Annotated in this window: 14 protein-coding genes; 6 read left to right on the top strand and 8 right to left on the bottom strand. The window is 47.1% G+C overall.

Features of this window, described 5'->3' with window-relative positions; translation table 11 throughout:
- Positions 1-48: 48 nt before the first annotated feature.
- The 8 genes from hemB to ACM67B_RS07065 all read right to left on the bottom strand — a co-directional run bounded on the left by hemB (position 49) and on the right by ACM67B_RS07065 (position 5,954).
- Entirely contained in the window at positions 49-1,053 is a 1,005-nt protein-coding gene (gene hemB, locus ACM67B_RS07100) for a porphobilinogen synthase (protein ID WP_416189047.1), read from the bottom strand.
- 223 nt (positions 1,054-1,276) lie between these two features.
- A complete protein-coding gene (locus ACM67B_RS07095) occupies positions 1,277-1,993 on the bottom strand; it encodes a DUF6973 domain-containing protein (protein ID WP_416189046.1) in 717 nt (238 codons plus the stop codon).
- Between the two features lie 96 nt (positions 1,994-2,089).
- On the bottom strand, positions 2,090-2,590 hold the full coding sequence (gene hscB / locus ACM67B_RS07090; protein ID WP_416189045.1) for a Fe-S protein assembly co-chaperone HscB: 501 nt from the start codon (positions 2,588-2,590) through the stop codon (positions 2,090-2,092).
- A 531-nt stretch (positions 2,591-3,121) separates the two neighbouring features.
- The gene (gene iscA / locus ACM67B_RS07085) at positions 3,122-3,442 is read right to left on the bottom strand and encodes an iron-sulfur cluster assembly protein IscA (protein WP_095503392.1); all 321 of its coding nucleotides are present in this window, start codon (positions 3,440-3,442) and stop codon (positions 3,122-3,124) included.
- 69 nt (positions 3,443-3,511) lie between these two features.
- Complete coding sequence (iscU, locus tag ACM67B_RS07080; RefSeq protein WP_416189044.1) at positions 3,512-3,895, bottom strand: Fe-S cluster assembly scaffold IscU; 384 nt, start codon at positions 3,893-3,895, stop codon at positions 3,512-3,514.
- Between the two features lie 107 nt (positions 3,896-4,002).
- Positions 4,003-5,217: an IscS subfamily cysteine desulfurase gene (locus ACM67B_RS07075; RefSeq protein WP_416189043.1), complete on the bottom strand. Its 1,215-nt coding sequence runs from the start codon at positions 5,215-5,217 to the stop codon at positions 4,003-4,005.
- Positions 5,218-5,249: 32 nt separating this feature from the next.
- Positions 5,250-5,696: a Fe-S cluster assembly transcriptional regulator IscR gene (iscR, locus tag ACM67B_RS07070; RefSeq protein ID WP_416189042.1), complete on the bottom strand. Its 447-nt coding sequence runs from the start codon at positions 5,694-5,696 to the stop codon at positions 5,250-5,252.
- 63 nt (positions 5,697-5,759) lie between these two features.
- Positions 5,760-5,954, bottom strand: coding sequence for a hypothetical protein (locus ACM67B_RS07065; protein ID WP_416189041.1), 195 nt, complete (start codon positions 5,952-5,954; stop codon positions 5,760-5,762).
- Positions 5,955-6,058: 104 nt separating this feature from the next.
- Here ACM67B_RS07065 and ACM67B_RS07060 point away from each other — a divergent pair, with 104 nt between their 5' ends.
- The 6 genes from ACM67B_RS07060 (at position 6,059) to ACM67B_RS07035 (ending at position 13,294) form a co-directional block, all read left to right on the top strand.
- The gene (locus ACM67B_RS07060; protein WP_416189040.1) at positions 6,059-7,213 is read left to right on the top strand and encodes an ATP phosphoribosyltransferase regulatory subunit; all 1,155 of its coding nucleotides are present in this window, start codon (positions 6,059-6,061) and stop codon (positions 7,211-7,213) included.
- Positions 7,214-7,235: 22 nt separating this feature from the next.
- Positions 7,236-8,534 carry an adenylosuccinate synthase gene (locus ACM67B_RS07055; protein WP_416189039.1) on the top strand — a complete coding sequence of 433 codons (1,299 nt, stop codon included), beginning with the start codon at positions 7,236-7,238 and terminating at the stop codon, positions 8,532-8,534.
- 265 nt (positions 8,535-8,799) lie between these two features.
- Entirely contained in the window at positions 8,800-11,085 is a 2,286-nt protein-coding gene (pflB, locus tag ACM67B_RS07050; protein WP_416189038.1) for a formate C-acetyltransferase, read from the top strand.
- Positions 11,086-11,192: 107 nt separating this feature from the next.
- Positions 11,193-12,035 (top strand): pyruvate formate lyase 1-activating protein, encoded by an 843-nt coding sequence (pflA, locus tag ACM67B_RS07045; protein ID WP_416190538.1) that lies wholly within the window; start codon positions 11,193-11,195, stop codon positions 12,033-12,035.
- A gap of 105 nt (positions 12,036-12,140) precedes the next feature.
- Positions 12,141-12,497, top strand: a complete 357-nt coding sequence (locus ACM67B_RS07040) for a helix-turn-helix domain-containing protein (protein WP_416188879.1) — start codon at positions 12,141-12,143, stop codon at positions 12,495-12,497.
- A gap of 23 nt (positions 12,498-12,520) precedes the next feature.
- On the top strand, positions 12,521-13,294 hold the full coding sequence (locus ACM67B_RS07035) for an IS3 family transposase (RefSeq protein WP_416188878.1): 774 nt from the start codon (positions 12,521-12,523) through the stop codon (positions 13,292-13,294).
- Positions 13,295-13,354: the final 60 nt, after the last annotated feature.

Below are 13,354 nucleotides of genomic sequence, written 5' to 3'. Positions count from 1 at the left end.
TTGAGGCCGTCTAAAATTTTTCAAGACGGCCCTGAAAGAAATATCAGTTTATTTACCACGTAGCATTTTCGCGGCCTCAATGGCGTAGTAAGTCAAAATGCCATCGGCACCGGCACGTTTAAAAGCGAGCAAACTTTCCAAGATCACTTTCTCGCCATCCAGCCAACCATTTTGAATCGCCGCTTGCAACATGGCATATTCGCCGGATACTTGGTAAGCATAAGTGGGCACGCCGAATTCTTCTTTCACTCGGCGGACGACATCCAGATAAGGCATACCCGGTTTCACCATTACCATATCCGCGCCTTCTTGCAAATCTAAAGCAACTTCTTGCAAAGCTTCGTTGGTGTTGGCCGGATCCATTTGGTAGGTTTTTTTATCGGCTTTACCTAAATTGCCCGAGCTGCCCACGGCATCGCGGAAGGGGCCGTAAAAGGCAGAAGCGTATTTGGCAGAGTAGGCCATAATGCGGGTGTGGATGTGGCCGGCATCTTCCAAGGCTTCACGAATCGCCAAAATGCGCCCGTCCATCATATCGGATGGTGCTACCACTTGCGCACCGGCATCGGCATGACACAAAGCTTGTTTGACCAATACTTCGATGGTTTCATCGTTCATCACATAACCATCGGCATTGGTTAAACCGTCTTGGCCGTGGATGGTATAAGGGTCGAGCGCGACATCGGTCATGATGCCTAATTCAGGGAATTTTTCACGCAAGGTGCGCACCACAGTCGGCACCAAGCCTTCCGGATTGTAAGCTTCTTCGGCCAATTCGGTTTTGTTTTGTGTGATAACCGGAAACAAAGCCAACATTGGAATGCCCAAATTTAAGGCTTCTTCGGCGGTGAACAATAATTTATCCAAGCTTTGACGCTTCACACCCGGCATAGAAGGTACATTTTCTTCCGCGCCTTCACCTTCTAATACGAAAACCGGATAAATCAAATCATCGGCTGTCAAAGTATGTTCGCGCATCAGGCGGCGGGAAAAATCATCTTTACGCATACGGCGCATACGGGTTGCAGAAACAAAGCGGGATGGGAAATTCATGTTTTAACCTTTCTGTGAAAACGCTGTTGCCGAAAATCGATAAGGTTTCAGACGGACTTCAGTGGCGCAACAGCTTGAGCTTTGTGTGATGTTTGGCAACATGCACAAGCCCAATTTCGGATACGGCATTAGTGTACGCCGATTTGTCGGTCGGCAGAAGTACAGTTGCAGAAAAAATTACGGGAGCCTTTGAAGGCTCCCGCTGAATATGTGAAGATTTAGATTAATCTTGAACCTTGCTGATGGCCTGCACTGATTTGCTGATGTCACGCAATGTGCCAGAAGAATATTCGAGCTGCTCTTTTGTATTCATGCCATCTGAATTTAAGGATGCCAAGTTGGCAAGAGCTTTTTTATATTCTATTGTGCTCAATTTATTTTGACTGATACGCCAAACTTTTCGTCCTTTGGATCTGGTTTGATTGGCTGTCCACAAACCGACTTTGTGATAATGGAGTAAAACATCATGCGCCAGTGTTTTCATATCGGCAGCCGGCTTATCGCTACCAATATTGCGGCCGATGATGTTGTTGCGCAGATCGACAGCTTGGTCGGCAGCCAGACGACTGTAATAATCGGTTTTGCCCTCGCGTACATCGGTGTCGTTCAGGTAGGCATTACCGATACGTTCAGCTATGTCACTGTCAAATTGTGAGGCGATGGCTGCCTGCCACAAAGTATGGCGGACGGCATTGACTTGTGTGCCACGGCCATCACCGTTGGCTTGGTTATCCAAACCGGTGCGTTGCGATAGACGGGCAGCATTGCTGGTGATATTGGTAGATTTTTTATCTTCAACGCCAATAGCTTGTGCAGCAACGGGGTGACTAATAAAAAATTGGGCGATTTTGCTGCGGCGGCTTTGGTCATCTCGGTAACTTTGGCAGCCGGCCAGCAATAAGCCGCTCAAGGTCAGAATGAGTAATTGAGTATGTGTCATGGTAAAAATGATATTGTCTTGATGTTGCTATCGGTTTTTAATGTCAACAGACATTAAACCGTAAATTCAGACGGCCTCATTTTGGCAATCAGTAGATTATAAAGCCGCAGCAATTTCGTTGCGTAGCTTATTTAAAAAACGGCCGTGGCGAACCAGTTGGGCGGCGTTGTCGTAATCTTCTTTGGCGAATGCGTTGTTGAGTGAGGCAAACAGTAATTGTTGTTCGTGGTGAATTTCTTTATCTAAAGCGGCAATCGCTGCTTGATCTTGTGCCATTTGCGCATCCATTAAGGTTTCGCGCCATTCCATTTGCTGCATCAAAAATTCCGGTGTGAAGGCCGTGTGTTCCGGTGCATCAGCTTCAATATTTTGTGCTTTTAATAAATAGGAAGCGCGGTCGATCGGATTTTTTAAGGTTTGGTAAGCTTCGTTGATGGTGGCCGACATCATCACGGCCTGTTTTTGCTCGAAAGTAGAAGCTGCAGCGAATTTGTCTGGATGAAAACGCGCTGCTAAATCGCGATAGGTTTGTTCAAGCTTTTGTTCATCAAGGTCGAATTGGGCAGGCAGTTGGAATAGGTTGAAATATTGGCTCATGATGAAAGTTATACAGCCGATTGTGTGGCCGTTTTCTGTGTAAAAGGTGGAATTTTTCGTGTTTGACGATTATCAGTCGAGTTTATGCTAATCGTTAGTATAAACGTTTTTGTGTGAATGGTTCTATGTTATTTTAAATCAGGCGGATTCGACAGAAAACGGTATATGAAGGCTTATTAATTTGAGTGGGAGCGGTAAATTAAGGAAGCTCATCAGATGAAGCACTATTTGATTCTATCTGAATATTACTACTACAAGCAGCCATATACCTGTTAACATTTATGCAGTCGTTTCAAATAAAGTAATAATACAGCATTGTCATCACTGTTATGAACCGAGTATAGGGAGATCGCTGCTGCCTTATCTTAGTTTCTATTTTAAATGCAATCACTATTGAAAGGTTAAAGCAATAAATATAACGCTATACTCACTATATCAATATTTAAAAATAATATTGATATAGTGAGTATAGCTTAGGTCATGTTGAATAGGTACTTTAATTTTTGCTGTTGATTGATTTATCGATGTTGCTTAAACATGGAAGCTTTCGCCGCAACCGCAAGAATCTTTTACATTTGGGTTTTCAAATTTGAAACCTTCCTGCAAACCTTCTTTGGTGTAATCGACTTGTGTGCCGTCTAAGTAAACCAGACTTTTCGGATCGACGAATACTTTTGCGCCAAAGGCTTCAAAAACAGTATCCATGGCATCGGCTTCATCGACAAATTCAAGATTATAAGCCATGCCCGAGCAGCCGCTGGTCTTCACGCCTAAGCGTACGCCTAAGCCTTTGCCGCGTTTTTCCAAATAGCCATTGATGTGTTTGGCTGCATTTTCGGTCAGCGTAATCATATTCTTTCCTTTATTGAACTGAATGTTTCAGACGGCCTAAAACTAGGCATAGGCCAGTCTGAACGATGATTAAACGTCTTTTTTCTTACGGTAGTCGGCAACCGCTGCTTTTACCGCATCTTCGGCCAAAATCGAGCAGTGGACTTTTACCGGCGGCAATTCCAATTCTTCGGCGATATCGCTGTTTTTAATCGCCAAAGCATCGTCCAAGCTCTTGCCTTTTACCCATTCGGTAATCAGGCTGGAAGAGGCGATGGCAGAGCCGCAGCCGTAGGTTTTGAATTTGGCATCTTCAATAATACCTTCATCGTTAACTTTGATTTGCAGACGCATGACGTCGCCACAAGCCGGTGCGCCGACCATGCCGGTGCCGACAGTGTCGTCGCCTTTATCGAAAGTGCCGACGTTGCGTGGGTTTTCGTAGTGATCGATTACTTTATCGCTGTATGCCATGATGTGGGTTCCTTATCTTTTGCTATGATTGTTCTTAAAAGGCCGTCTGTGGGGTGAGCGAAGTTGACTCATAACGTGTTTCAGACGGCATGTTGGGTTGAATACGATTAATGTGCGGCCCATTCGATGGTATTCAAGTCGATACCGTCCAAATGCATTTCCCAAAGTGGCGACAATTCGCGCAGTTTGTCGATTTTTGATTTAATCAACTCAGCAGCGTAGGCTACTTCTTCTTCAGTGGTCATGCGGCCGAAGGTAATGCGCAGGGAAGAGTGAGCCAATTCGTCGTTGCGGCCAAGTGCGCGCAATACGTAAGAAGGCTCCAATGAAGCAGAAGTACAAGCCGAACCGCTGGATACGGCCAATTCTTTCACCGCCATAATCAGGCTTTCGCCTTCGACAAAGTTGAAGCTGACATTCAGGTTGTTTGGTACACGGTGTTCCAAATCGCCGTTGATGTATACTTCTTCGATGCCTTCGATGCCTTTTAAGAATACGTCGCGCAATTTCAGGTAATGGGCGGTGTCTTGTTCTAATTCTTCTTTCGCCAAGCGGAAGGCTTCGCCCATGCCAACGATTTGGTGGGTTGCCAAGGTGCCGCTGCGGAAGCCGCGTTCATGGCCACCACCGTGCATTTGTGCTTCTAAGCGTACGCGTGGTTTGCGGCGCACATACAAAGCACCAATACCTTTAGGGCCGTAAACTTTGTGGCCGGACATAGACAGTAAATCCACTTTAGCTGATTCAACATCAACCGGAATTTTACCGCAGGCTTGGGCGGCATCAACGTGGAAAATGATTTTGCGTTCGCGGCAGATTTCGCCGATGGCCGGAATATCTTGCACCACGCCGATTTCGTTGTTTACCCACATTACGGAAACCAAAATGGTGTCTTCACGGATGGTGGCTTTCAACACTTCCAAATCTACCAAGCCGTTTTCCTGTACATCTAAATAAGTCACTTCAAAGCCTTGGCGTTCCAATTCACGCATGGTGTCGAGCACGGCTTTGTGTTCGGTTTTCACAGTGATTAAGTGCTTACCTTTACTTTTGTAGAAGTGCGCTGCGCCTTTAATGGCCAAGTTGTTGGATTCGGTGGCGCCGCTGGTGAACACGATTTCTTTAGGATCGGCGTGAATCAAAGCTGCGATGTTGGCGCGTGCTTCTTCAACCGCTTCTTCAGCAGTCCAGCCAAAGCTGTGGCTGTTGGAAGCTGGGTTGCCGAATAATTCGGTTAAATAAGGAATCATTTTTTCGGCAACGCGTTTGTCAACCGGTGTGGTCGCAGCATAGTCTAAATATACAGGGGTGTTAACAGACATGGTTTGCTCTTTCTTTTTATATATCGGGTAGTTTAATGGATGTGCGTAAAGGTGACGACTTTGCCGTCGTTGTCAGTATGCTTTTTCTCAATAATACTTTGCAGGGTGACGCTGCTCAAATAATTGTTGATGGTCGTATTGAGATTTTCCCATAAATCGTGCGTCAGGCAAGGGGCGCCGTGGTGGCAGTTGGCTTTGCTGCTGCATTGGGTCGCGTCGAGCTTATCTTCAGCCGCTTCGATAATTTGGGCAATATTGATTTCAGAGGCAGGGGCTGCCAGAATATAACCGCCGCCCGGGCCGCGCAAGCTTTCCACTAATTGCGCACGACGCAACTTGCTGAAAAGCTGTTCGAGATAAGAGAGGGAAATGCTTTGCCGCTCGCTGATGGCGCTGAGCTTGACGGCACCAGTTTGTGCGTTCATCGCCAAGTCGATCATGGCGGTTACGGCAAAGCGGCCTTTAGTGGTTAGTCTCATGGTATGTGCCTGTGTGTGGCTTTTTTTATCATGGGTCAATTTTCTAATATCTGAGTAGTTTAGTCAAGTATGTGGCAAGGCTTGGCGATTGTTTGTTTTAATCGTGGCATTGATTTCTTTCAAGTCGTAATAGATAGTAGGAATATGGATAGGCCGTCTGAACATTTCAGACGGCCTTGCAAGATTGAAAAGCAACTGCACAAATGTAATTTTTGTGTTAAAGTCTGATTTTAATAACTCGATGGTTTGCGCCATCATCAGGGGCTGTTTAAATTTAAAATCAGGATACACGGGAAGGCCGTATAGGCCGTCTGATTTTAAGCTTAAGCAGCCTTACTTATGTTTACAAAAGGTACACAATCATGCAATCTTGGCAATTACCCGAGCATGTTGCTGATGTTTTGCCGACAAATGCCCGCCAATTGGAAAGCGCACGCGAGCAATTGTTGGCTTTATTCCGCGTGCACGGTTATGAATTGGTGCAGCCGCCGCTGATGGAATACAGCAATTCGCTGCTCACCCATATCGATGCGGGCTTGTCGCTGAAAACCATCCGCGTGGCCGACCAGATCAGCGGCCGGCAATTGGGGATTCGTGCGGACATTACCCCGCAAGTAGCGCGTATCGATGCGCATTTGCTTTCTGCCAATAACGGTATTAACCGTTTGTGTTATGCCGGTTCGGTATTGCATGCGCGTCCTGACGGTTTTCTGAAAACGCGTGAACCTTTACAAGTAGGGGCAGAGCTTTACGGCTTTACCGATATTGCTGCTGATATTGAAGTCGTTGACTTGATGCTTAAGAGCATGAAAATTGCCGATTTGGGTGAATTATTACTGTCTTTGGGACATGTCGGTGTATTCCGAGCTTTGGCGCAGGCTGCGCAGTTAAATGAAGAGCAAGCAGCAAAGTTGTTGGACTTAATGCAGGATAAAGATGCCCAAGCGGTTGCCAATGAAGTCAAAGTATGGAAACTCGACGGTATGTGGGCAAAAGCCTTTATTTTGTTGCCAACTTTATATGGCGGCCGTGAAGTACTGGTTGAAGCACGCGCTAAGCTGCCGGATTTGTTTGCGGTTGGTCAGGCTTTAGATGAATTGCAGGCGATTTGCGATGCCTTCCCTGAGCAAAATGTGCACATCGATTTATCGGAATTGCGCGTCGATAATTACCACACCGGTTTGCTGTATGCTGCGTATGGTTCGAAAAGTCATGACGCTGTCGCGCGCGGTGGCCGTTATGACGGATTAGGTGAATATTTTGGGCGTTCGCGTCCGGCGACCGGATTCAGTTTTGATTTGCGCAGCTTTATCGGCCGCTTGCCAAAAATCGACCGTCAATCAGTCGTGGTTGTAGCGCAAGCAGATGCGCCAAAAGCTAAACAGGCGATTGAAGATTTGCGTGAACAAGGACAGTGTGTGATTGTCGATTACGGCATAGAGCACAATGGCTCAAAAGATATTGCTGGCCGTCTGAAAGAAATCGACGGTGAGTGGAAAATCATTGGAATTAATTAATTTTTAGATCAGGATTTGATTTATGGCTAAGAATGTTGTCGTAATCGGCGCACAATGGGGCGACGAAGGTAAAGGTAAGATTGTTGACTGGTTGGCGGAAGAAACCACCGGCGTGGTGCGTTTCCAAGGTGGCCACAATGCAGGCCACACTTTGGTGGTGGGCGGTAAAAAAACCATTTTGCGCCTGATTCCAAGTGGTATTTTGCATGAGCAACTGGATTGCTTTATTGGTTCGGGCGTGGTGGTTTCGCCGGAAGCATTATTGGGTGAAATCGATGAATTGAACGCTGCTGGCGTGAAAAACGTAGAAGGTCGTCTAAAAATCGCACCGACTGCCCCTTTGATTCTGCCTTACCATATTGCTTTGGATCAGGCGCGTGAAGCGTCTCGTGGCAAAGGCAAAATCGGCACCACCGGCCGCGGTATCGGCCCTGCCTATGAAGACAAAGTGGCTCGTCGCGCGATTCGTGTGGGCGATTTGCTGAATCTGGACAAGATTCCTGAAAAATTAGAAGCGATTTTGGCTTACTACAATGTGCAGTTGCAACATTTGCATGGTGCCGAACCGGTAAAAGCGGAAGACGTGATGGCAGTGATTGAAAAAGTAGCGCCGCGCATTGTGCCGATGATTACCGATGTATCGCGCGTGTTGAACGATAAATCACAAGCCGGTGAAAAATTGCTGTTTGAAGGTGCGCAAGGTACTTTACTCGATATCGACTATGGCACTTATCCGTTTGTCACTTCATCTAACTGTTTGGCCGGTGCGGCTTCGGCAGGTGCCGGTGTGGGCCCGCAAATGTTGGATTATGTGTTGGGCATCGTGAAAGCGTATACCACACGCGTGGGTTCGGGCCCGTTCCCAACAGAATTGTTCTGCGAAGTAGGCGCAGGTTTGGCCGAACGCGGTCATGAGTTTGGCTCGGTTACCGGCCGTGCACGCCGTTGCGGTTGGTTTGATGCAGCCGCTTTGAAACGCTCGATTCAGGTAAATGGTATTTCCGGTATGTGTATCACCAAATTGGACGTGATGGACGGTATCGAAGAAATCAAGATTTGTGTCGGCTACGAATTGCCTGATGGCAGCAAAACTGACATTCTCCCTTGCGGCTCGGATGCAGTGGAATTGTGCAAACCGATTTTTGAAACCATGCCGGGTTGGACAGAATCCACTTTCGGCGTGAAAGAATACGATGCCTTGCCGGAAAATGCCAAAGCCTATCTGCAGCGCATTGAAGAAATCTGCGGCGCACCGGTAGCGATTGTTTCAACCGGCCCTGATCGAGAAGAGACCATTGTGTTGCATCATCCGTTTGCATAACAAGGCCGTCTGAAATTCAGCCCTTAAAATCGACAAGATTTTAAGGGCTGAATTTTTTATTGTACGCCGATTTTGGGAAAATTTCAGAGTAATGCTAATGTAGTTTAAAGTAGTTATAATGGGATTTGATGTAAATCAAGTAGAGATAGATAAGTAGTTTTATTTCAGTTTTATTTCTATCGCTTTGACGTGAAAAGTGATATTCTTAATATATAAATTATCTGGTTCACTTTGCTTTTTATTTCATTTAAAACAGGAGTTTGATATGTCTGCTGATGTACAAGAACGCCCATTCGGTTGGGAAGGCTTTGTAGGCGGCGACTGGGAAACCAGCGTAGATGTTCGTGACTTTATTCAGAAAAACTACACACCTTACGAAGGCGATGCCAGCTTCTTAGCGCCGGCCACTGAAGCCACAACTAAATTGTGGGCAGAAGTGATGGAAGGCATCAAAGTTGAAAACCGCACCCACGAGCCTTACAAAATCGATGCGCAAGTGGTTTCCGGTATTACCAGCCATGCGCCGGGTTATATCGACAAAGATTTGGAAACCATCGTCGGCTTGCAAACCGATGAGCCTTTGAAACGCGCCATCATGCCGTTTGGCGGCCTGAAAATGGTAAAAGATGCGTGTAAAGTTTACAACGTTGACTTGAATCCTGAAGTTGAAGAAATCTTCACCAAATACCGCAAAACACACAACCAAGGCGTGTTTGATGTGTACACCCCTGATATCCGCCGTTGCCGTAAATCAGGCGTGATTACCGGTTTGCCGGATGCTTATGGCCGTGGCCGTATTATTGGTGACTACCGCCGTGTGGCTTTGTACGGTATTGATTTCTTGATGAAAGACAAACTGAATCAATACAACTCATTGCAAGCGGATTTGGAAAATGGCGTGAACTTAGAAGAAGTGATCCGCCGTCGCGAAGAAATCAACGACCAATACAATGCCTTGGCACAAATGAAAGAAATGGCTGCGTCTTACGGCTACGATATTTCTAAACCGGCGACCAATGCACAAGAAGCGATTCAGTGGACTTACTTTGCTTACTTGGCTGCCGTGAAATCGCAAAACGGTGCCGCTATGTCGTTTGGCCGTGTATCCTCATTCTTGGATATCTACATCGAGCGCGATTTGCAAAAAGGCTTGATTACCGAGAGCCAAGCGCAAGAATTCATTGACCATTTGGTGATGAAACTGCGTATGGTGCGCTTCCTGCGTACCCCTGAATACGATCAATTGTTCTCAGGCGACCCAATTTGGGCAACCGAATCGATTGGTGGTATGGGCTTGGACGGCCGCACTTTGGTGACCCGGAGCAACTTCCGCGTATTGCATACCCTTTACAATATGGGCCCTTCACCAGAGCCGAACATCACTATTTTGTGGTCTGAACAATTACCGCAAGGCTTTAAAGAATTCTGCGCCAAAGTTTCGATTGACACTTCATCAGTTCAATATGAAAACGATGATTTAATGCGCCCTGATTTCAACAGCGACGACTACGCCATTGCTTGCTGCGTGAGCCCAATGGTAATTGGTAAACAAATGCAGTTCTTCGGTGCGCGTGCCAACTTGGCTAAAACTTTGCTGTACGCAATCAATGGCGGTGTGGACGAAAAATCAAAAGAGCAGGTAGGCCCTAAATCCGAACCGATTTTGGATGAAGTATTGGATTTCGACACCGTATTTGCCCGCATGGATCAATTCATGGATTGGTTGGCAACCCAATATGTCACCGCCTTGAACATCATCCACTACATGCACGACAAATACTCATACGAAGCCGCACTGATGGCCTTGCACGACCGCGACATCATCCGCACCATGGCTTGCGGTATTGCTGGTTTGTCTGTGGCAGCCGACTCGCTGTCTGCCATCAAATATGCTAAAGTGAAACCGATTCGCGATGAAAACGGTATCGCGGTTGACTTTGAAATTGAAGGCGAATATCCGCAATTTGGTAACAATGACGACCGTGTCGACGAAATCGCTTGTGATTTGGTAGAGCGATTCATGCGTAAAGTGGCTACCCACAAAACCTACCGCGATGCGATTCCGACCCAATCCGTGTTGACCATTACTTCCAACGTGGTTTACGGTAAGAAAACCGGTAACACGCCGGACGGCCGTCGTGCTGGTGCGCCTTTCGGCCCGGGTGCCAACCCTATGCATGGTCGCGATGTGAACGGTGCGGTTGCTTCGTTGACTTCAGTAGCGAAACTGCCGTTTGAATTTGCCAAAGACGGTATTTCCTACACCTTCTCGATTGTGCCGGGCGCCTTGGGTAAAGACGAACGCTCACGCGAACGCAACTTGGCCGGTTTGATGGATGGTTATTTCCACCACGAAGCCGGTGAATTGGAAGGAGGCCAACACTTGAACGTCAACGTGTTGAACCGTGAAACCTTGCAAGATGCGATGGAAAATCCGGATAAATATCCGCAATTGACCATCCGCGTATCCGGCTATGCCGTGCGTTTCAACTCATTAACTCGCGAGCAACAGCAAGACGTGATTACCCGTACCTTCACGGAAACCATGTAATCTGAGTGTGGGTTGTGAACACAATGCCGGGTGATGAGTCCGGCATTGTGTTTATTCGTTGAAGCGTATGTTTTCAGACGGCCAACGTCTTCATGTATTCGGACAAGATTATGCAAACATTCACCATTACCCCCGAACAGCAAGCCAAAGACATCAAACCGCGTATCCGCGCCAAAGCCGATAGCGCCGCAGGGCATCGCCATTATCAGGGCAAAGGCATTGTGCATTCTATCGAATCGTGCGGCACGGTCGACGGCCCCGGCTTGCGTTATGTTTTGTTCCTGCAAGGCTGTCTGATGCGATGCCTGTATTGCCACAACCGCGATACATGGGATTTGCATACCGACAAAGCCCAAGAATTAACGGTTGAACAGGTGATGAAACAGGTGATGTCTTACCGCCATTACCTGCGCGCAACCGGCGGCGGGGTAACGGCCACCGGCGGTGAGCCGCTGCTGCAATATGAATTCGTGCGCGATTGGTTTACCGCCTGCCGCGAACAGGAAATCCATACTTGCTTGGATACCAACGGCTATGCTTTGCACTACGATTCGATTTTGGACGGTTTGCTGGATCACACCAATTTGGTGATGCTGGATTTGAAACAGATTGATCCCGACATTCATAAAGTATTGGTCGGCATTCCCAATACCAAAACCTTAAACTTCGCCCGCTATCTGGCCGAACGCAAACAGCCTACACGCGTGCGTTATGTGATTGTGCCGGGCTACACCGATGACGAACGCTCAGCTAATCTGTTGGGTGAGTTCATCGGCGGTATGGATAATATCGAAACTGTTGAGCTGTTGCCGTATCACGAATTGGGTGCGCACAAATGGGCGTTGTGCGGCGATGAATACAAATTAACCGGCGTGCATCCGCCACCGAAAGAAACCGTATTGAAAATTAAGGAAATATTGGAAGGCTACGGTAAAAATATTATTTACTGATTGCTTGTTTCCTTATCAATAAAAGGCCGTCTGAAATACTAAATCTTTGAACTGCACCCCAAAAGTTGGACACTTCCCCCCAACTTAAAAAGGTGCAGTTTTCTTATGTCCAAATATACACTAGACTTCAAATACCGAGCCGTACTCCATTACCATCAAGTGCACAGCCAACAGCGTACCGCAGACCATTTCAACGTCTCACGCACCCACCTGCGCCGTTGGATTGCCGCCTACCGTCAAGGCGGTATAGCCGCACTTCAGCACCCACAGGCTACGCTTATGAAGACTACGCAGACCAAACGCAACAATCCCTTTATCGTCGACAAACCCGACCATGAAAAAACTCAGGCAGAGCTGATTGAAGAGTTACGCTACATGAGGGCGGAGATCGACTACCTAAAGCACATGAAAGCCCTCAACGAAAAGAACGCCACCAAAGTTGCGAAACCGTTCAAACGCTGAGGGCGAAGCACCTGCTGAAATACTTGTTGCACAGTGCCGGCATACCCAAAAGCAGTTTCTACTACCACATCGGTAAATCCGATCCCGATATGGAAGCCAAAGCGGCGGTGAGTGAAGTTTATCACCAACACAAAGGTCGCTACGGCCAACGGCGGATTGGAGCTGTATTATCGTGGAATAAAAAGAAAGTGCAGCGTATTATGGGATTATTGGGTTTGAAAGCCAAAGTGCGCAACAAAAAATCCTATCGTCCGCAAGTTATAGGAGAGACGTCGAAAAACATCCTTAAGCGTGCATTCACTGCTGATAAAGCGGGAGATAAATGGTTGACCGATGTGACCGAGTTTAAATGCACCGACGGCAAACTGTACTTATCGCCGATATTGGATGTATTCAATCGTGAGATTGTGGCTTATGAGCTCAGTAGAAAGCCGGACAGCAAGATGGTCATGCAGATGCTGGATAAGGCATTCGGCCGTCTGAAAGGGCAGACCCCGCTGCTGCATTCTGACCAAGGTGTGCTTTACCGAACTCAGGCTTATCGGGAAAAGCTGGCGGAGAAAGGCATTGTGCAGAGCATGTCGCGCAAAGGGAATTGCTGGGACAATGCACCGATGGAGAGTTTCTTCGGGACATTAAAAGTGGAAAGCTTCTATCAGGAAGGTGTGTTATCGGTGGCAGAGTTGACCAAAGTGATAGATGATTACATACGTTACTACAATTATGAACGTATTAGTTTGAATTTAAAAAAGCTGAGTCCTGTGGCTTACAGGACCCAGCTTGAACAGGCTGTTTGAGAAAGATTTTTAATTTGTCCAAGAATTGGGGGACAGTTCACTTTCAGACGGCCTTTATTA

It is taken from the genome of Neisseria sp. CCUG17229 (genome assembly GCF_047839235.1).
Classification (GTDB): Bacteria; Pseudomonadota; Gammaproteobacteria; order Burkholderiales; family Neisseriaceae; genus Neisseria; species Neisseria brasiliensis.
The sequence above is the reverse complement of the archived record's forward strand: the minus strand, read 5'-3'. Positions and strand labels throughout refer to the sequence as shown.